The following is a 19764-nucleotide window of genomic DNA, read 5'->3' as shown; positions in this document are numbered from 1 at the left end:
CCACCCAAGGGAAAGGGGACAAAGCATGAGTGACGCAACCCAGACCGGCCCGGTTCTGGCCGCCGACGGAAGGCCGCTGAAACGCAGCCTGCAACGGGCACTCAGGGCACAGAAGATGCGCGCCCTGGCGCTGATCGCGCCGCTCTTGATCTTTGTCTTGCTGACCTTCGTCGCCCCGATCGCGGACATGCTGTTCCGCTCGGTCGAGAACAGCATCGTTTCAGACACCCTGCCGCGCACCGTTCTTGCGCTGAAGGACTGGGATGCCAAATCGGGCGAGCTGCCCGACGAGTCGGTCTTTGCCGCCATGGCCGAAGACCTGAAAATCGCCGAAGCCGAGAAAAAGCACATCACCCTCGCGATCCGTCTGAACTATCAGACCAGCGGCGTGTCGTCGCTGTTTCGCAAGACCGGCCGTCAGGTCAAGAAATGGGATGTTCCCAACGACGGCCCCTATATGGAAAAGCTGCTGGATGTCGATGACGACTGGGGCAGCCACGAGCTGTGGCGCGTGATCCAGACCTATTCGGCCAACTATACGCCTGGCTATTTCCTCAACGCCGCCGATATGGAGCTAGGCCCCGACGGCGTGCAACAGGTCGATGACAGCCAGAAAATCTATGTGATGATGTTCAAGCGAACCATGTTCCTCAGCATCGTCATCACCGTTTCCTGTATCGCGCTGGGCTATCCGGTGGCCTTCCTGCTGGCCAGCCTGCCATTGCGCACATCCAACATGCTGATGATCCTTGTTCTGCTGCCATTCTGGACATCGCTCTTGGTGCGCACATCCAGCTGGAAGGTGCTGCTGCAACAACAAGGCGTGATCAACGACATTCTGGTCTGGATCGGGCTGGTGGACGACGCCAACCGCCTGGTGATGATTAACAACCAGTTCGGCACGATCGTCGCCATGACCCATATCCTGCTGCCCTTCATGATCCTGCCGCTCTACTCGGTGATGAAGACCATCCCGCCCTCTTACGTGCGGGCGTCGAAATCGCTGGGCGCCACCAACTGGACAACCTTCTGGCGGGTCTATTTCCCGCAATCCGTGCCCGGCATCGGCGCAGGGTCGATCCTCGTATTCATCTTGGCGATCGGTTACTACATCACCCCCGAACTGGTGGGTGGCACCGACGGTATCTTCATCTCCAACCGGATCGCCTTCCACATCTCGCGCTCGGGCAACTGGGGCCTTGGGGCCGCGCTGGGCTCGATCCTGCTGATCGTGGTGCTGATGCTCTACTGGATCTACGACAAGATCGTCGGCATCGATAACGTCAGCCTGGGATAAGAGGAGAAACACATGGACCTGCCCCCTTATGCCACAACCGGCCAGCGCGTCTGGTTCTATACCTTCCGCGTGATCTGCGGGCTGATCTTCTTCTTCCTGATCGCCCCGATCGTGGTCATCATGCCGCTCAGCTTCAGCAGCCAGGATTTCTTTACCTTCACCCCGGAAATGCTGGCCTTCGAGGCCGAAGGTTACTCGCTCAAGCACTACAAGGATCTTATGACCAGTCCCGACTGGCAAAAGGCCATGTCGAACTCGATCAAGATCGCGCCCATGGCGACCATCATCTCGGTCAGCCTGGGCACGCTGGCGGCCATCGGCCTCAGCCAAAGCCACGTGCCCTTCCGCCGCGCAATCATGGCCATCCTGATCTCGCCGATGATCGTGCCGCTGATCATCTCGGCGGCGGGGATGTACTTCTTCTACTCGCGCATCGGCCTGCAAGGCACCTACCTGGGCGTCGTGCTGGCCCATGCCGCGCTGGGCATCCCCTTTGTCATCATCACCGTCACGGCCACTCTGGTGGGGTTCGACAAATCCCTCACCCGCGCCGCGGCCAATATGGGCGCCTCGCCGGTGCGCACCTTCTTCAAAGTGCAGATGCCGCTAATCCTGCCCGGCGTGATCTCGGGCGGGCTCTTCGCCTTCATCACCTCCTTCGACGAGGTGGTCGTGGTGCTGTTCGTCGGCTCTGCCGGCCAGAAAACCCTGCCCTGGCAAATGTTCACCGGCCTGCGCGAACAGATCAGCCCCACCATCCTGGCGGTGGCCACGATCCTCGTGGTGATCTCGATCGGGCTCCTGACCGTGGTCGAACTGCTACGCCGCCGCTCCGAACGCCTGCGCGGCCTCTCGCCGGGATAAGCCCTTTCATCTTGGCGAAAATACTTTCGCCGAAGACACCCGAGCGGCCCAAAGGGCCGCGACACAAAACCAGCAACCGGCCCCTCGGGGCCGGTTTCCTTATGGCAGAACCTGCAACCAGCCCCAGATCGTGAAAATCGACAGCGCCGTGCCGATCAACACCACCGAGGCCGCAACTCGCCGCGCCGCGCCATACATGTTGGCAAAGATATAGGTGTTCACCCCCGGCGCCATCGCCGCCGTCAGAACCGCCGAGCGCAGCTGCTCGGTGCTCAGGTCGAACGCCCGGCCCAGCCCATAGGCAATGGCCGGATGCACCACGATCGACAGGCCCAGCACCAGCGCAATCGCCTTGGCGTCGCCCTCGGGGCGATAGCGCACCAGAACCCCGCCCAGCCCGAACAGCGCCGCCGGCAGCGCCGCGCGGGTGATCAGGTTCAGCGCATCGGCCACCGGCCCGGCGGGCGTGACCCCCGTCAGATTGGCCGCGAACCCCAGTGCAATGCCGATCACCAGCGCGTTGGAAAACATCGCCCGCAAGGCCTTGCCCAGCATCGCCCGGTGGCGCTGGCCGCGGTTGCGCACGATCTCCATCGCGGTGATGCCCAGCCCGTAACAGATCGGCGCGTGGATCGAGATGATGGTATAGTTCGCCTCCAGCGCATCCGGCCCATAGGCGCGCTCGGTTATCGGCAGGCCCAGCAGCAGCGCGTTCGAGAACAGCCCGCCAAAGCCGATGGCCACGCTGTCCTCCCAGCTGCGCCCCAGCAACATCCGCGCGCCCAGCATCCCGCCAAAGAACCCGATCACCGCCCCGCTGTAGAAACTGACCAGCAAGCGCCAGTCATAGTTCTGGCCCAGATCCAGCGTCGAGATGCCCTTGAACAGCAGGCAGGGGATGGCGATTTTCTGGGTAAAGGCCATTAGCCCGTCGATCGCGTCAGGCCCGATGACGCGGCGCCATGTCGCCAGATATCCGAACCCCAGGACCAGAAAGACCGGGGCGATGACATCCAGCATGGCCTGCATGGGTCAGAGGTCGAAGCTAAGCGTCAGACCGTCATAGGCGGGGGTGACGTGATCGGGGGTCTCGGCCTCGACCGTGGCATAGTCGAGATCGATATGCATGTTGGTCAGCACCGCGCGGGCGGGGGCCAGGCGCGAGATCCAGTCCAGCGCCTTGTCCAGATGCAGGTGCGTCGGGTGCGGCGTGCGGCGCAGCGCGTCGAGGATCAGCAGATCCAGCCCCTCCAGCTTGGGCCAGCTTTCGTCATACATCTCGGCCACGTCGGGCAGATAGGCCACGTCGCCCACCCGGAACCCCAGCGCGTCGATCGACCCATGATTGACCCGGAACGGTGTCAGCCGCACCGTGCCACCGGCACCGGTTACAACCACATCGCCCTTGATCGTGTGCATGTCCAGGATCGGCGGATAGGGTGATCCCTCGGGCTGTGTGAACGCATAGCCGAACCGCGAATAGAGCGCGTCCTGCGTGGCGCCATCGGCCCAGACCGGCAGGCGCGCGCGCATGTTGAACACGATCTGGCGCAGGTCGTCGATGCCATGCACATGGTCGGCATGCGAATGGGTGAACACCACCGCGTCCAGCTCGCCCACCCCCGCGCGCAGCAGTTGCGCGCGCATGTCGGGCGTGGTGTCGATCAGGATGCGGGTCACGCCGTCCTCGTCCTCGCGCTCGACCAGCAGCGAACAGCGGGTGCGGACATTGCGCGGATCTTCGGGGTCGCAATCGCCCCAATGGCCCCCAAGGCGCGGCACCCCACCCGACGAGCCGCAGCCCAGTATGGTGAAATGCATCCGCGCCATCAGGCCGCCCCGTCCCAGGCCGCGGCCTTCTTGAACAGACGGTCGAAATTGGCCTGCGTCTGGGCCGCGAAATCGCGGTATTCCATGTCAAAGAGCTGCGCGCCCACATGGGCGGTGTGGCGGGTATAGCCCGGCTCGTTCCGCTTGCCGCGATGGGGCGGCGGCGCCAGATAGGGCGCGTCGGTTTCCACCAAAATCCGGCTGACCGGCGCCGAGGCAAAGATATCGCGCAGCTCGCCCGATTTCGGGAAGGCCGCGATGCCCGACATCGACAGGTAGAACCCGAGATCCAGCGCCGCCTGCGCCAGCTCGGCCGAGGACGAAAAGCAATGCATCACGCAGGAATAGGCGCCGGCGTCATATTCCTCGGTCAGGATGCGGGCCATGTCGTCATCGGCGGCGCGGGCATGGATGATCAGCGGCAAACCGGTGCGGCGCGCGGCCTCGATATGAACACGCAGGCTTTCCTGCTGCACGGCCTTGCTGTCGGCGGTGTAGTGGTAATCAAGCCCGGTTTCGCCGATGCCCACGAATTTGTGATGCTCGGCCAGCGTGACCAGCTCATCGACCGTGGCCATGGGCTCTTCGGCGGCGCTCATCGGGTGGGTGCCGGCGGCCCAGAACACGGGCTCATGCGCGTCGGCGATGGCGCGCACCTGCGGCACCAGTCGCAGCTTGGTGCAGATCGTCACCATCCGCGTCACGCCGCCTTCGACCGCGCGCGCGATGACAGCGGGCAGTTCGTCGGCGAAATCGGGGAAATCAAGGTGACAGTGGCTGTCGGTAATCTCGGGCTTTTGGGTCATACATGCGCCTGCCGGGCGGCCAGCTGTGCCGCCGTCTGATCAATTCTCAGAACCATATCAAGGATAAGCGAGGACGGGTCAAGGTTCACCGCGCGGGCATGGCGCGCGCGGGCGCCCAGTTCGGCGGCGCGCTCGGCCCAAAGGCGGGCGGCATGCGCGTCGGGGCATAGCCGCGCCATCAGCTCGGCCTCGCCCGGCGCGGCCTGTGGCGCGGGCGGTCCGGCAACGCCGGTGCGCGCCAGACGGGCCAGGAACAGATCGAACAGCGCCAGCAGCAGATCGAACCGGGGCCGCGCCGCCTTGCCCACGGTGCTGTCGGCCAGTTTCAACGCGCGCGGCCGGTCCAGCCGGGGCAGGGTGGCCATCAGGCCGATCAGCTCGGCGTAAAGCTCCAGCCCGCCAAGGTTGGTCAGGCGGATCGCCTCGCCCACCGATCCGCCCGACAGCGCGGCCAGCGCCTGCGGGTCGGTCGTCTCGGCCCCGGCGGCGGCCATGGCCTGGGCGATCTGGTCGGCGGTCATCGTACCCAGACGCAACTCGCGGCAGCGCGACCGGATCGTCGGCAACAGCCGCGAGGGCTGATGCGAGATCAACAGCATGGTGCAGCGCGCGGGCGGCTCTTCCAGCTCTTTCAGCAGGGCGTTGGCGGCGCTGGTGTTCAGCTCGTCGGCGGCGTCAACGATCACCACCCGGCGCCCGCCATCGCTGGCCGAGAGGCCAAAGAACGATTTCAGCTTGCGCACCTGATCGACCCGGATGTCGTTCGAGATCGCATCGCCCTTGTCATTGGGACCGCGCCGGATCAGGCAGAGGCCCGGCTCGGACAGGGCGGCCAGACGATGGGCAACGGGGTGTTCGGGGGCGATGTCCAGGCTGCTGGGCGGGGGCGGGGCGCCGAACAGCCCGCCGTCATCGGCAGGCGGTGTTGCCAGCAGGAACCGCGCGATGCGCCAGGCCAGCGTGGCCTTGCCCACCCCGCGCGGCCCGGTCAGCAGCCAGCCGTGATGCAGGCGATCAGAATTATAGGCCTCGAGGAAGGCGGCCTCGGCAGCCTCTTGCCCGACCAACCGCACGGTTTCACGCGGGTGGGGCGCGCCTTCGACGCGGTCGGGTTCGGGCAGGTCCGAGAGCGCGCTCATAGCAGCGCGGCCTCGGCATGGGCGTTCACCTCGGCGGCCACCTCTTCGGGCGGACGGTTGCCGTCGATCACCCGGCAGCGGCGCGGAAACTCATCCGCCAGATCCAGGAATGCGGCGCGCATCTGGCGCTGCATGTCCAGGCCGAAATCCTCGAACCGTTCCTCGTCGCCGCCCCGGCCCTTGGCGCGGGCCAGCCCGGTTTCGGGGTCCATGTCGATGATCAGCGTCAGGTCGGGCTCGCGCCCGATCATCAGGCGGTGCAATTCGTCCACCTTGTCGCGCAGATCGCCACGGGTGACGCCCTGATACACACGGGTGGAGTCGGCAAACCGGTCGCAGACCACGATCTTGCCCGCATTCAGCGCGGGCAGAATGGTCTTTTCCAGATGATCGCGCCGGGCGGCGGTAAAGAGCAACAGCTCGGTCTCGGGCGACCAGCGGTCGGGATCGCCTTGCAGGACCAGCGCGCGGATATCCTCGGCGCCGGGCGCGCCGCCGGGTTCGCGTGTCTGCACAACCTGATAGCCCTGCGCGCGCAGGTGGTCGGCCAGCAGGCGCGCCTGCGTGGATTTGCCCGATCCGTCGATCCCTTCAAGCGTGATGAACAGGCCCTTGCCCCCCATTGATCAGAGGCTTTGCGCCCCCGCTGCGATCTTGCCCAGCAGCGCTCCGATGGCGGTGCGCAGGCGCGATTTCATGCCACCATAGCCCACGGCGTTTTCGGCCACCAGCGGCACGGTCACGCTGTCCAGCCCGGCGCGTTCGATGGTCAGCTCGCCCAGCTTTTGACCTTCGGCAATTGGCGCGCGCACCGGCATGTCATAGCGCAGCTCGGCTTGGACCTCGCTGGTCGACAGCGCCGGCAGCAGCAGCGTCACATCCTCGGGCACGACCAGCCCGACGCGGCGGTCATCGCCCAGCCAGATATCGACCTCGGCCAGGCGGGTGCCGCCCTTGACCACGGTTTTCTGGATGAACTGGCGAAACGCCCAGTTGATCAGCCGCTCGCCCTCTTCGGCGCGCTCGGTTTCCGAGGTCAGCCCCGACATCACCACGATCACCCGGCGCTTGCCCTGCATGGCGGCGCCGACCAGGCCATAGCCGGCCTCTTCGGTATGGCCAGTCTTCAGGCCATCGGCGCCCACGCCCAGCTTCAGCAGCGGGTTGCGGTTGAACCGGTTCTGCGGGGCGCGGCCGTCAAAGTCATACTCGGACTGGCCAAAGTAATGGTAATATTCGGGGAAGTCGGTGATCAGGTGATCGGCCAGAACAGCCAGATCACGCATCGACATGCGCTGCCCCGGATGCGGCCAGCCCGAGGCATTGGCGAACGAGGAGTTCTCCATCCCCAGCGCCAGCGCGCGTTCGGTCATCAGCGCCGCAAAGGCCTCTTCGGTGCCGGCAAGGCCCTCGGCCACCACCACGCAGGCGTCATTGCCTGACTGGACGATGATGCCCTGGATCAGGTCTTCGACCCGCGGGCGGTCGCGGTCGTTGAGAAACATGGTCGAACCGCCCATGTTCATCGCCTTGGTCGAGACCGAGAACCGCGTGTCGAGCGTAACCCGCCCGTCGCGCAGCGCCTCGAACAGCATGTTCAGCGTCATCAGCTTGGACATCGACGCCGGCGGCAGCGCCACATCGGAATTCTTGGACAACAGCACCGTGTCGGTGGTCTGGTCCAGAACATAGGCGGCGCGGGCGCGGGTATCGAAACCCGACTGGCCAAAGGCGGGGGCCGAAACGGCCAGCACGGCGGCCAGCGCAGCCAGGGTCAGGCGGGCGGGGCGGAGCGGAGAGCGGGAATGGGTCACGTCGTCCTCAGTTGGTCACGAAATAGGCGTCGTTATAGCCCAGATCTTTGATTTTCTTGAAAAGCGCATCGCGTTCATCGGCAGTGTTAGCCGGGCCGACAATCACTCGCCAGAACGGTTTCCCCTGCGAGGTGCCCTCGTCGACGGTGGGCAGGATGCCCGCCATGCGCATCGACGTGGCGGTGTTGAAAGCGTTTTCCTCGACACTGAAAATACCGATCTGGATGAAGGGTTTGTCCATCTTTTCGGCCACGGGGGCCGGGCCCTGGTTGGTCGCGGGGGCAGGGGCGGTCGCGCTGGCCTGGGCCGGCACGGGGTCGGATTTGACCATCGGCGCGGCCAGCGGCTCTGCCGGCGGTGCGGCCTCGGCGGTGACTTTTTCAGGGGCCATCTTGGGCTCGGCCTTGACGGTGGGGGCTGCGACCGCCACCGGGGCAGGGGCCGCGGTTGCCGGTTTCGCGGGCGGGGCCGCGCTGGCGCCGGCGGGCATGATCGCCCCCAGCGGCTTGGTCGCGGTTTTTTGTCCCGAGGCCTTGCTCTCGGCGGCCTCGATCGCGGCGGCGGCGGCGGCCAGAGGCGCCAGCTCTTCGCTTTCGATCTCTTCTGCGGCCTCTTCAGGCTCGGGCGCGGGAGGATCGACCGGTACCTGCTCTTTGCGCAGCGCGGTCACGTTCAGACGGGTCGGCGCACCGGCCAGAACCCCCAGCGCGCTGGCCGCGTCCGACGACACCATCAGCCGGGGGCCGGGATTGTCACGCTCGCGGTTGAACAGGGCGCCGATGACGAACTTGCCGTTCTCCTCGTTGCGGATGATCACGCGCTCGGGGCTGGCGACACCAGGATAGGCCACCCAGACCCCGCCCAGTGAGGGGCGCCCGTCCCACAGCCCGTTTTCGGTCGCCTGGAACACGTCCGGGGCCTCAACATCGCGCTCGACAAGCCGGGTCGACGTTTCCGCCACCGCGCCGTCGGTTTTCTTTGATGACAGAACGCCATGTTCCATGCAGCCCGCAACCATGAGGATCATCCCCAGGGCGGTAGCCATGCGCCCAAAACCCGTATTAATCATGCCTCACCCCTCCTGCCGCAGGGGTCTTGCCCCGCGTGCGGCGCCAGTACCCGGCGCGTTTCCTGTCGGCGCTACTGCTCGCGCGCCCGACGGCATGATAACCGCGCCACTGCTGCATGGAAAGTGCGCGCCGGGCTGGGGCGGCAAAAATCGGCCAGCGCCGCCTTTCAGAATCAACAACACCACGATATGCGCTTGACCTGCCGGAGGAGTGGCAGAGTGGTTTAATGCACCGGTCTTGAAAACCGACGTGGGTGAAAGTCCACCGTGGGTTCGAATCCCACCTCCTCCGCCACTTGTCCTCGCGAAAGTGTTCTCCCGATCCGGCTACGGCCGGATTTTTCCGTTGTTTTCGAGGGTTATGCGGGTGGGGCTGAGCACTGCCCCTGCTGCCAGGAGGCCCGGAAGCGGTCTCTGAGGGCCGATATTCTCCGGACCTGATGACTGCGCCGTTAAGGTGAATTTCTTGCAAGTAACTGAAAGTGTAGAACTTTTTGAGAGCGTCCGCTAAGCAGTTCGACGTGGGTGGTGACCTGCCACGGGATTTTTCTTCCACCGTCGATTAGAGTCCGACCCAACTTGAGGACGGACAATGAAGCGAACGAGATTCACGGACGAGCAGATCATCGGCATCCTGGCCGAGCATGAGGCAGGCGCGAAGTGTGCTGACCTGTGCCGCAAGCACGGCATGTCGGAAGGCACCTTCTACAACTGGAAGGCCAAGTTTGGTGGCATGACGGTGTCGGAAGCAAAGCGGCTAAGGGCGCTCGAGGATGAGAATGCCAAGCTGAAGAAGCTTCTGGCTGAGCAGATGTTGGATCTGGCTGCAATGAAGGATCTGGTTTCAAAAAAGTGGTAGGGCCCGCCGTGAAGCGTGAAGCCGTCGCGTATCTCCGGGCCGAACATGGCCTGTCAGAACGGCGGGCCTGCCACATTGTGAGCGCGGATCGCACGATGATCCGCTACCACTCTCAGCGTGCGCCGGACACAGTGCTGCGCGGTCGGTTGCGTGACTTGGCCAATGAGCGCCGGCGGTTCGGCTATCGGCGGCTCTTCGTCCTGCTGCGCCGCGAGGGCGAGCCTTCGGGGATCAACCGGATCTATCGGCTCTACCGCGAGGAAGGTCTCACGGTCCGCAAGCGAAAGGCCCGGCGCAAGGCTGTCGGGACACGAGCTCCGATCCTGGTCGAAGCACGTCCCAATGCGCGCTGGTCGCTGGATTTCGTCCACGATCAGTTTGCCAACGGCCAGCGCTTCCGCGTTCTCAACGTGGTCGACGACGTCACCCGGGAATGCCTCACTGCGATCCCGGACACCTCGATCTCAGGGCGCCGTGTCGCGCGTGAACTGACGACCCTGATCGAGCGCCGCGGCAAGCCCGGCATGATTGTCAGCGACAATGGCACGGAACTGACCTGTAACGCCATCCTGCGATGGTGTTCCGAGCACCGGATCGAATGGCATTACATCGCGCCGGGAAAGCCCATGCAGAACGGTTTCGTGGAGAGTTTCAACGGTCGGATGCGCGATGAGCTGCTCAACGAGACCATGTTCCGCAACCTGGCTCACGCGCGCGTCGTGATCGCGGCTTGGGCGGCCGACTACAACACCGAGCGTCCGCATTCGGCTTTGGGCTATCAGACCCCGGTCGACTACGCACGGACCCTGATCACCGCAATCGCCCGCCCCGCTGCGCGAGAGGAAAGCTCCGCGCGTCGGGCGATTGCTCAACCTACGCCATCTGGCGTAAATACCAAAAGGGCTCCGGTCGCGACTGGATGAAGGTTCAGTGGCAGGTCAGTGGCGTTCAGCGAGATGGAACAGAAATCCAACTTGCTACCGCCTTTGAGCGGCCTCACTGCGAGGCGCAGTCTGATATGCCCTGAGAGGCTTCCCAGTCCGCGTAGTTGCGCCCGTCCGGGAGCTTCCACAGGATCCGGCCATTAGCGCTCGCACCAATGACGGCCGCAGCCGCGGCAGAGGCAGACGTGAAGCTGTAGGCGCTTGTGAAGACAAGAAAATCGCCTTCCTCGCGGAGGACGCCCTTTTCAACAAGGGTGTTCCGGAGCGTGACCGTCCCCCTCGGTATCGTTCGCGTCGTCCGGACCCTTGCCCTCGAACCTGCTGTGACGACGAAATCCCCGGAGGGCCCAATCTCCATCTCTGCCGCGAAGCCGTCGCCTCGGAAGAAGAACCGAGGGCTTTCATGGATTTCAGCCTTTGGCAGTTCTCGCCCTGCGACCTGCTCCGGCGCACGACCTCGGACTTCTCGGAAGAGATCCCAGCCGAGGGCTCCGACCAACGTTTTCGTCTGATCTACGAACTCGTCCATGGCCGCGCGGTCGGGGAGCGGTAGCTTTCCCGCGTCGTCGGAGGGCGTGCGAGTGTTGGGCAGGGTCCAGCGGGGATTGCTAACGACGCCCCGGATCAGGCAGGCTTCCACATAACGCGCGTGGCTTTTGGTCAGGTTCTCGTCCTTGCTGATCAGCACGACCGTGTCGGTCCAGAAGCCTTTGGCATCACGACCGGCTTCATTCGAGTTGTGATACGATAGGCGAGCGCCGACGCCTTCGGACTCGCCGATGTATGCGAGTTGCCGGTCCTGCGCGTCTTCATCGGCACCGATGAGGATGTAGACGCCTGGCCGTTCGATCTCGGGAAAAGCCTCCCGCACCCGACGTAGCTGATTGCGTCGAAAGGCAATGGCCTGGATCGTTGACATCGAGATCTGCGCCACCCGAATGCCGTTCGGATCGCCGTCGAGAAGGAAAATGTTGATCGAGCGGGGCTTCATGAAGGTGACCAACGATTGAATTATGCAGCCAATTTAGAAAGGGCGTGAAAGAACACATGATTTAGTGCCAATGTGTTCAAAGCTCACCACCTTTTTGCTTCAGCCAAGCTTTACGACTTTCATAGTCTGGCATGACCGAACCGAGCATTTTCCAGAATTTTTCTGAATGGTTTGGAACCTTGATGTGCACCAGCTCGTGCAAGACGACATATTCGATGATCCTGGGTGGTAGCTGCATTACCCGCCAGTGGAAGTTCAATGTCCCATCTGCGCTGCATGAGCCCCACCTGTATCCAAGATCCATTACCTGGACGAAGCGCCCGGGCTCAGCGCCAACGATTCTCTTCCACCTCTGAACGGTCTCATTCAGGTAGGGATGTGCCGCTCTAGTATAGTATTCTTCAATCCGCTTGCCCCCCGAGGCAGCTTGCTCTCGCCGCAACAAAAGCCGATCGCCCTCGAACCTGACGCTCGGCACACCGGTCACATTCTTGGGAATATCGACGAGTTTGAGGCGATAGTGCTTCCCAAGTAGGTGGAAGCCTTCGCCATCCACAAACTCCGCGACCCGAAAAACGTCCTCGCGTGCACTTTCGCCCTGCTCAGCGAGCTTTTGATGAACCCATAATAGCTTTGAGGCTATAAGCTTTGTCGCCTCTTCTAGCGTTACTTCTTGCGGGAGATGAGCAACGAGAGATTTGTCTCGTTCGACCGTAACACCGACCGTTCTCCGACTTGTGCTTCGTTTCACTGAAAAGACGAGCTCGTCGATCTCGATCGTTTCGCTCATGACGTGAATGCCGCTCGGTTTGCCCTCGCTACCCCCATGCAGTCGGACGAAATCGCGTCCAAGTCACCGAAATCGAAGATGCTGCTATTATCGAGATGCTGAAAAATCCAGCGCCTGGCCTCCTCTTGGCTTACCGGATTATCCCAGAACCCTGAGACAGCGCTTTCCTCTCGCAAGTGCTGGACGATCCTGGCGGAAAGCTCTGCCAAGTCCGCATCTCGATCATCATTGCCATAGCGCAGGCGGAGGATTCCGAAGATCGGAGCTTCCGTGTGAGGTTCAAGACCGTGGACTGTGAAGCCGCCACCGGAGCGAGCGGTAGCTTCGTCGATCAGCGCCTGAAGTTGCCGGGCAATCTCATCCCAGTCTTGGTGGTGGCTCGTGAGAATGCCCTCAAGGCGATCGCTGAGCGTCTTGTACTTCGCAGGGTCCCTCTCGAAGGAAATCGAAATGTGGTGGCGAAGGGCGTTTTCCATTTCCGCCGCCTTCGCTCGACCGCTCGGCTTCCGCGCCACCTCGGCGGCGAAGTTCGGGTCTAGTATCTCGATAGGAGGCACCTTCGGGTCGATACCGTGCGCCTCGATGAAGGCATCGAGCATGGCTTGAACCTTATGGGCGACCCCCCGAACGTCGAGCGAACGATCCCGGTAGAGGTTCGCCGCAGCCTTGGCGATGAACGCAAAAATCTTCACGTCACGTGTGAATGGTCGGGCCTCGGGGCGCGGCATGAGAGCATCGAACAAGCCAACGAGTTTCTTGACGAGAACGAGGAACTGAGCGCGGAACTTCTGGTCCTTCAGCTTGGCCACGCATGCGTCGACGTAGGCTTGCAGGTCGGACCCGAGGGTTATCCCGACATCGGAGAAGTGTTTGACCACTGCGTCACGCGCTTGCCGCAGCTCCGGCAAGAGGTCTTCAGGCTTTCCAATGCCGCCGGTCAGATCGCTTTGGTCTTCCGCGTCGTAGATCGCCAAAGCGTCCGCGAGGTTCTTTCCGACACCGTAGTAGTCGACGACGATACCGAAGCGCTTGGCCTCCCCCGCCGTCCGGTTGGTACGAGCGATGGCCTGCAGCAGCTCGGCGCCCGATATGGCCCGGTCGAGATACATCGCCTGTTCGACCTTGGCGTCAAAGCCGGTGAGCAGCTTGCTTTTCACCACCAGGATTGCGAGCGCGTCCTGAGACAGCGGCTTCTTGAAGCGTTCGATCCGCTGCTTCGTCTCCGAAACACCGCCCCATGCCTTCAGATGTGGCAGGTCGTTGTGGTCCACGGATATGACCGCCGCGAACTCGAGAGCCTTAATCGTGTCGAGATAGGGCAGCGCTGTGGAGAGGAACGCCACGTCGCCTCCCGCGTCCTGCGCGTCCTCCGGAGCGATATCCTTCAGGATGTCCGCAGCGCCCTCGATGGCGGCAACGATCTCGTCGCGGGCGTCGTTCAAGGCTTCGACGTACTGTACCGCCAGCTCCCTGCTCGCGGCGACGAGCTGCGCTTTCAGGTCGTTGGGGAGAATGTTGACGATGTAGTGCCGGAGCACATCGATCGCTTTGGCCTTCAGCGGGTCAGCCGCGTTGAGGACACGCGCACGCGTTGCATAGCGGTCCTTGATGGCCTCGCGCTCGTCGGCCGACTTTCCGGCAAAGGTGGCGTCGAACAAGCCGTCCAGCGTGCCCTTGTCCGTGACGTCGGCCTTCAGCTCCCGCCCCTCGTAGAGGATTTTCACGATGGCGCCGTCGGCCTCTGCGTCCCGAAGGAGATAGCGGTCGATGTAGGCTCCGAAGATCTCCCGCGTCTTCTTCTTGTTCTTCTCTTCGATCGGCGTCCCGGTGAATCCGATGCGCGCGGCGTTGGGCAACGCGTCGAGCAGGTTCTGGTGAAGTCCACTGGTGTGCGAGCGGTGCGCCTCGTCGATGAGAACGAGCACGTCCTCGCTTTCGTTCAGAACGGGGAATGCCTTTCGCTCGCCGATCTTCGCGACCAACTTGCCGGAACGCAGCTCGCCGGTCTTGGCTGGCAGGAGGTTCTCGCCCTTGGCGTCGAGCTGCTCCTCGTTCTCGGCCGCGAACACGATCTCCTGCTCGTCTCCTTCGCCGTTCCGCTCCTGCAGCTTCTGGATCATCACGAACACGAGGTCCGGTTCCTGCCGGCCCAGATGCGTCCTCGCGCCATCGGCATTCCGCGCGACCCGCATGACCTGGCCGGCCAGTTTCGCCGTCTTGGACAGCTGATCCTCCAGGTCGGTCCGGTCGGTGACCACGACCACCTTGAACCGGCGGAGTGCAGCGATGGTGCGCAGCTTCCGAACCAGAAACACCATCGTCAGGCTCTTTCCCGAGCCCTGGGTGTGCCAGATGATGCCGCCCCGGCGGTCGCTCATGCCATCCTGACGGCGGGTCTTGCCCTCCTGCAGGCGCTGCAGCGCGATGTGCACCGAACGGAACTGTTGATAGCGCGGCACCACCTTGATGCGCACGCCGTCGTCCGTCGTCATGTAGACGGTGAAGGAGCGCAGCGCATCGAGCAGGTACTGCGGCCGCAGCAGGCCCGCCGCCATCACCTCCTGCTGCACCAGTTCCGTGCCCGGCGCCTTACCAAGCTCGCCGCACACCTCGTCCATGGCGGCGCGCGTCTGCTCGATGCCGACCGGCTTGACCGAGCGCCACGGAAGGAAGTCGTCCGGTCGGGCGGTGACCGAGCCGACGCGGGCGTCGTAGTAGTCGGTGGCGACCAGCAGGTGGTTCGTCCAGAAAAGCCGCTCCGCGCCCTCGTTCTTTTCGGGCACGCGGCGGTTGGCGTACCGGCGCATCTGGTCGATGGCGGTGGCGATGGGGTCGGTGACGGCCGGGCTCTTGGCCTCGACCACCACCAGCGGGAGGCCGTTCACGAACAGCACGACGTCCGGCACGATGAACCCCCGGTCGCCGACAGCGCCGGGCGGGTCCACGCGGAACTGGTTGACCGCGACGAACTCGTTCTTGTCGCCCGGCTCGAAGCCGATGAAGCGCACGCGACGCTCGTGTTCGCCGTCAGGGCCCGAAACGTTGACGCCGCGCACGATCTTGTCGTGCAGCTCCTCGTTGATCGCGATGAAGTCCCGCGAGGTCGGCCGCTCGAGCAGCGAGATCGCCTGGCTGATGCGGCGCTCGTCCAGCCATTCGGACCCGTCGTCGTTCCGGTTCAGCCGGCGCAGCGCGGCCTCGAGCCGGTCGCGCAGCAGCGTTTTCTGGAAGGTATCGCGACCGAGCAGGTGATAGTCCTTGCGGCCGGTGCTCGGGTCCTCATCGGCGCCCTCGACATGGGACCAGCCCATGACGCCTAGCTGGCGCAGCAGAGGGCGTTCGACGACGTTCAGTTCGTCCAGACGGTCCTGCTGGCTCATTCCGCAGCCTCGCGAATGGCAACCACAGGCTTGCGGCCGGTGAGGAGGTCATCGCGCAGACCCTCACGGAGCGACGAAAGCTTGGCGCGCTCGCGGCGGTAGGCTTGGATTTCGAGTTCTAGCGCGTTGAGGCGTCGCGAAATTTCATCCTGCTCATCCCGCGGAACATCGACGATCTTGAGCGCCTGGATTCGGTGAAGCGCCAACTTTGGCACACCTCCGCCAGTACCAATCTCAAGTTCCACCTGCTTCTGAACCGGAAGCGAATTCAGAAAACGGGCATAGAAGTCGGGATTGATCGACTTCTTTGGTTCGAGGCGCGCGGCATTCTCCGTCAGGATGACACGAAGATCCGTGTCGTTTCTGAAAGGATGAAACCGACCGATTGAACCAGCGATGGAGACGGCGAGAGCGCCGTCAGTGATTTCGTATCGCTCAAGAGCTTTGAAGGTTCTGGTTTCCAAGCTCGGCAGTTCGTGCGGTCGACTTTCTTCGCCAAAGAAGTCCGTTACTCGCAGGTAACGAAACCCCGTCGCTTCCATCGCGTAGGTGTGACCCAAGGGCAGCCTCTTGCCGCCAAAGACGCCAAAAATCGTATCGAGGCGGTCAACGGTCCAATCGAGAGGGAGCATACCGAGCGCCGTGTGTCTAAGCGCATACGGCTGCCGCAGTTCACCGTTGCCGTCCAAGCCGAGACAAAACAGGTCGGCCGCCATGCCTTTGCCGACCGCCTTGAGCTTCTCGATCACCGCGTCAGTTTCGAGGATCGCGTCGTCGATGGCATCGAGGATGTCCGCGATCAGCTTCTGCGCGCGCAGGTCCGATGGAGCGAAGACCTCGATAGCTGAAAGTGTCTTCCAAGATGTCCGGGGCATCCGGGTGCCCTCGGTCATTCTTTCCGCCTCAAAGAATACGGCTTCCGAGCGCAGAACGTGACCGGCGAATGAAGGATCAACGCCCAGCTTGGGCCTCAGCACAATAATCTCTGTCGAGCCCAAGCCGTTCACTGGGGCCAGGACGCTCTTGCGAAGGTTCGGCCTGAGTTTCCCGAATAGTATGTCGCCTTCGGAGAAACGGACACACATGCCGCGAATGGCTTCGGTGTCGCCGGTCCTCTCGATGCGGATGGCCCGCTCGGGAATATGCTCAAGGCCAATGTAGGCCTCGGGTTTCGCTTGGTCTGCGACCTGCTTGTCGGTGATGGGTTCGACCAGATCGGATACGACGGTTCTAGGCATACCCGAGCTCCAGCAGGTAGCCGTCGAGCCGCGTCGTAGCGTCTGCCCTCCGGCTCCCGATCCGTGCGAGGCTGACACGATACTTGTCCCAAAGCCGCTCCACGTCAGCCACCAGAGAGCCGACGCGGCGGACGCGGGCGCGTTCGAGCCGGTCGAGCAGCCGCTCGCGGTCGATGTCGAGCACCAGTTCGCGGCAAGCGTCGTCCTCCAGTTCGGCCCGTGCGGCCGTCAGCCGCTCGACGAACGCCGCCTTGAGGCGCCGCAGTGTGGCGCGCGCCTCCTTCAGCTCTTCCTTGATCGCCTCATAGGGGGCGAGCATGGCGTCAATGGTCGCTGCCTCATCGACCAGCGGCGCGAGGCGGTGTTCGATTTCTGCCAGTTCGGCCTCGAACTCCCGCACATCCATGCCCTGCGCGCGCATCCAGTCGATGGAGCCCTTGGACGGCTTGCCGGTGCCCGTGGTCTTCACCAACTCCTTCCGGCGCTTGTCGTCGTCCTTCATTTCGGCGCGCAGTTCCTTGCGTCGCTTCTCCAGCTCCTTGGCGAGGTTGCTGCCTTCCTCGGCCCCGTCGAGCCAATCCTCGGCGCCCTCGACCCCGTCGCCAGTTTCCCAGGCTTCCTTCTCGGCCTTGACCCGCTCCACCTCGGCCTGCGCGGCGGACAGTTCGGTGACGTAGTCCGCCATGCGATGGCGCACGAAGGGATGGGCGAGCAGCTCCTCCAGCGTGACCTTCACGGTCTTCTTGGCATCGCTGTCCTCGTCGTCGTCAGCGTCTTCATCCTCCAGCGCCGAACGCAGCGTCTCGACCCAGCCGTCGACCAGTTCGGCGAACCCGTTCTCGACGATGACACGCAGCTCGTAGCGGATTTCGTCCCACCAGCCCGCGATGGAGCCCATCAGCGCATAGCGGTCGAGGCAGCCGACCGGCAGCATGGCGGGCTCGAAGCTGTCGAGGATCTCGCGGCGCAGCGGCATCAGGCGCTTGCTTTCGGGAAGGTCGGCCAACCCGGTCCGCGCGGTGGACCACCAGGCATCGAACGCTGCGATCATCTCTCCCTGCCTGGTCGCAACGCCGGGATCCGACTCGACGAGTGCCCTGATATCGGCGCGCTTCTCGACGGTATCCGCGAACTCGGCGTAGTCCGCATCGCGCTTGACGAAAGGCGTATCGACGTCGAAGCCCTGTGCCTGCGCATGCTGGCGGATGGTCTCGATCTCCCGCTTCGGCACGCCGCCATGGAGGTGGGCGCGCACGTCGTGGGGCTCGGGCGGCGGGCTGCTGTCGGCATAGCGCCGGATGTTCAGGTTGCCGGCTTCGTCCGTGATGATGGCGGTGTTGTCGATGACCGCCGCGAAGCCGGGCACGTCAGCGAACGCGTCGTAGGCGCTGACGATCTTCTCGATGTGCTCCGGGTCGATGAAATTCTGCGCGCGCCCTTCGCGATACTCGCGGTCCGCGTTGATGAAGAGCACCTTGCCCTTGCGCGCGTCCGGCTTCCCGTCCGGGTGGCGGATCACAAGGATGCAGGCCGGGATGCCGGTTCCGTAGAAGAGGTTCTGCGGCAGGCCGATCACGGCCTCGATGCAGTCCTCCTTGAGCAGCGCGATCCGGATCTTCTTTTCTTCGCCGCCGCGGAACAGCACGCCGTGCGGCATGACCACGGCCATCTTTCCGGTCTGCTTGAGGCTGGCCAACATGTGCTGGGCGAACATCAGGTCGGCCTTCTTGCCCGTCGTGGGACACCAGCCAAATCGGAAGCGGTCGCCGAACTGAATCCCGCGCTTGGTGTAGTTCTGGCTGAAAGGCGGATTGGCGATCACCCGGTCGAACCGCATGAGGCGGCCGTCCTCGATGTGCTTCGGATCAACGAGTGTATCGCCGTTCCGGATGTCGGCGTCAGGGATGCCGTGGAGTAGCAGGTTCATCCGGCAGATGGCCCAGACCGCGCCGTTGTCCTCCTGGCCATAGAGGCTCAAGCGCCGACCGTCGTGCTGCAGGGCGTATTCGTAACCCTGGTTCAGCATGCCGCCGCTGCCGCAAGTGGGATCGTAGAGCGATGTGCCGCCCTGCGGATCGAGGATGCGGACCATCAGCTGCACCACACCCCGCGGCGTATAGAACTCTCCCGCCTTCTTGCCGGCAGAGTCCGCGAACTCGCTGATCAGGTATTCGTAGGCTGCGCCGAGGAGGTCGGGAAACTCGAAGTCCTCGTCGAGTAGGCGATACTTGTTGAAGTGGCTGATGAGACGGCGAAGCCTCTCGTCCGGGATCTCCGACTCGCCAACCTTCCGGGCGAAATTGATGTGCCCCAGCACACCCCTCAAGGCGTTGTGGTTCTCGTTCTCGAGACCCTCGAGAGCCTTGTTCAATTCATTGGCGACGTTGGCGTGCACGTTATTCAAGAGTCGATCCCAGCGGGCGACTTGAGGAACGAAGAAGGTTTTGGTGTAGGAAGACGGATGATCTGCGCGCTGCAGGGCTTCCGTTTCTGACCGACCAAGCGCCCGTTGTTCTTTCAGTATCCTCTCGCGCTGCTGCTCGAACACGTCGGAACATCGTTTCAGGAATAGTATGCCGAAAATATACTCCTTGAACTCCGACGCATCCATCTTGCCGCGAAGGATGTCAGCCGCGGCGAACAGGTGGCGTTCAAGTTTTTCGAGTGTAAGCTTTGCCAATGTCGCGCCTGTCATAAAATGAATGTGCAGGGCATCGAGCACTGTGCTGACGGCCCCAACCCT

General features: G+C 63.4%; 14 protein-coding genes, 1 tRNA gene and 1 pseudogene. 4 read left to right on the top strand and 12 right to left on the bottom strand.

Annotation, left to right across the window (positions count from 1 at the left end; translation table 11 throughout):
• The first annotated feature begins 25 nt into the window (after window positions 1-25).
• Window positions 26-1297 carry an ABC transporter permease gene (locus OE856_RS10870; protein ID WP_263716139.1) on the top strand — a complete coding sequence of 424 codons (1272 nt, stop codon included), beginning with the start codon at window positions 26-28 and terminating at the stop codon, window positions 1295-1297.
• Window positions 1298-1309: 12 nt separating this feature from the next.
• Window positions 1310-2161 (top strand): annotated as a pseudogene (locus OE856_RS10865) (ABC transporter permease); the annotation flags it as partial.
• Between the two features lie 99 nt (window positions 2162-2260).
• Here OE856_RS10865 and OE856_RS10860 read toward each other — a convergent pair.
• The 7 genes from OE856_RS10860 to OE856_RS10830 are packed head-to-tail and all read right to left on the bottom strand — an operon-like array spanning window position 2261 to window position 8795.
• Entirely contained in the window at window positions 2261-3190 is a 930-nt protein-coding gene (locus OE856_RS10860) for an AEC family transporter (RefSeq protein ID WP_263716137.1), read from the bottom strand.
• A gap of 3 nt (window positions 3191-3193) precedes the next feature.
• Window positions 3194-3991, bottom strand: coding sequence for an MBL fold metallo-hydrolase (locus tag OE856_RS10855; protein ID WP_263716135.1), 798 nt, complete (start codon window positions 3989-3991; stop codon window positions 3194-3196).
• Window positions 3991-4797, bottom strand: a complete 807-nt coding sequence (locus tag OE856_RS10850) for a TatD family hydrolase (protein ID WP_263716134.1) — start codon at window positions 4795-4797, stop codon at window positions 3991-3993. The genes OE856_RS10855 and OE856_RS10850 overlap by 1 nt, the downstream gene beginning before the upstream one ends.
• A complete protein-coding gene (locus OE856_RS10845) occupies window positions 4794-5936 on the bottom strand; it encodes a DNA polymerase III subunit delta' (protein WP_263716133.1) in 1143 nt (380 codons plus the stop codon). The genes OE856_RS10850 and OE856_RS10845 overlap by 4 nt, the downstream gene beginning before the upstream one ends.
• Window positions 5933-6559: a dTMP kinase gene (gene tmk / locus OE856_RS10840; protein ID WP_263716132.1), complete on the bottom strand. Its 627-nt coding sequence runs from the start codon at window positions 6557-6559 to the stop codon at window positions 5933-5935. The genes OE856_RS10845 and tmk overlap by 4 nt, the downstream gene beginning before the upstream one ends.
• 3 nt (window positions 6560-6562) lie before the next feature.
• On the bottom strand, window positions 6563-7750 hold the full coding sequence (locus OE856_RS10835; RefSeq protein ID WP_263716131.1) for a D-alanyl-D-alanine carboxypeptidase family protein: 1188 nt from the start codon (window positions 7748-7750) through the stop codon (window positions 6563-6565).
• A 7-nt stretch (window positions 7751-7757) separates the two neighbouring features.
• Window positions 7758-8795 (bottom strand): SPOR domain-containing protein, encoded by a 1038-nt coding sequence (locus OE856_RS10830; protein WP_263716130.1) that lies wholly within the window; start codon window positions 8793-8795, stop codon window positions 7758-7760.
• A 229-nt stretch (window positions 8796-9024) separates the two neighbouring features.
• Here OE856_RS10830 and OE856_RS10825 point away from each other — a divergent pair.
• A tRNA-Ser gene (locus OE856_RS10825) sits at window positions 9025-9114 on the top strand.
• Between the two features lie 297 nt (window positions 9115-9411).
• Window positions 9412-10601 (top strand): IS3 family transposase gene (locus OE856_RS10820; protein WP_263716129.1). Its coding sequence is split into 2 segments (ribosomal slippage): window positions 9412-9664 and window positions 9664-10601, totalling 1191 coding nucleotides; the frame shifts between segments, so codons are not numbered across the junction.
• Window positions 10602-10674: 73 nt separating this feature from the next.
• On the opposite strand, the gene OE856_RS10815 is transcribed toward OE856_RS10820, so the two are convergent.
• From OE856_RS10815 to OE856_RS10795, 5 genes are all read right to left on the bottom strand, one after another.
• Entirely contained in the window at window positions 10675-11613 is a 939-nt protein-coding gene (locus tag OE856_RS10815) for a GIY-YIG nuclease family protein (protein ID WP_263716128.1), read from the bottom strand.
• A 76-nt stretch (window positions 11614-11689) separates the two neighbouring features.
• Window positions 11690-12403 (bottom strand): M48 family metallopeptidase, encoded by a 714-nt coding sequence (locus tag OE856_RS10810; RefSeq protein ID WP_263716127.1) that lies wholly within the window; start codon window positions 12401-12403, stop codon window positions 11690-11692.
• On the bottom strand, window positions 12400-15783 hold the full coding sequence (locus OE856_RS10805; protein WP_263716126.1) for a type I restriction endonuclease subunit R: 3384 nt from the start codon (window positions 15781-15783) through the stop codon (window positions 12400-12402). The genes OE856_RS10810 and OE856_RS10805 overlap by 4 nt, the downstream gene beginning before the upstream one ends.
• Window positions 15780-17021, bottom strand: coding sequence for a restriction endonuclease subunit S (locus OE856_RS10800; RefSeq protein WP_263716125.1), 1242 nt, complete (start codon window positions 17019-17021; stop codon window positions 15780-15782). Before OE856_RS10800 ends, OE856_RS10805 begins: the two co-directional genes overlap by 4 nt.
• Window positions 17014-19743 carry an N-6 DNA methylase gene (locus OE856_RS10795; RefSeq protein WP_263716124.1) on the bottom strand — a complete coding sequence of 910 codons (2730 nt, stop codon included), beginning with the start codon at window positions 19741-19743 and terminating at the stop codon, window positions 17014-17016. The genes OE856_RS10800 and OE856_RS10795 overlap by 8 nt, the downstream gene beginning before the upstream one ends.
• Between the last annotated feature and the right edge of the window lie 21 nt (window positions 19744-19764).

It is taken from the genome of Actibacterium sp. XHP0104 (assembly GCF_025751515.1).
Taxonomy (GTDB): domain Bacteria; phylum Pseudomonadota; class Alphaproteobacteria; order Rhodobacterales; family Rhodobacteraceae; genus Actibacterium_D.
Note: the sequence above shows the minus strand (reverse complement) of the source record. Positions and strands in the feature narration are given on the sequence as shown.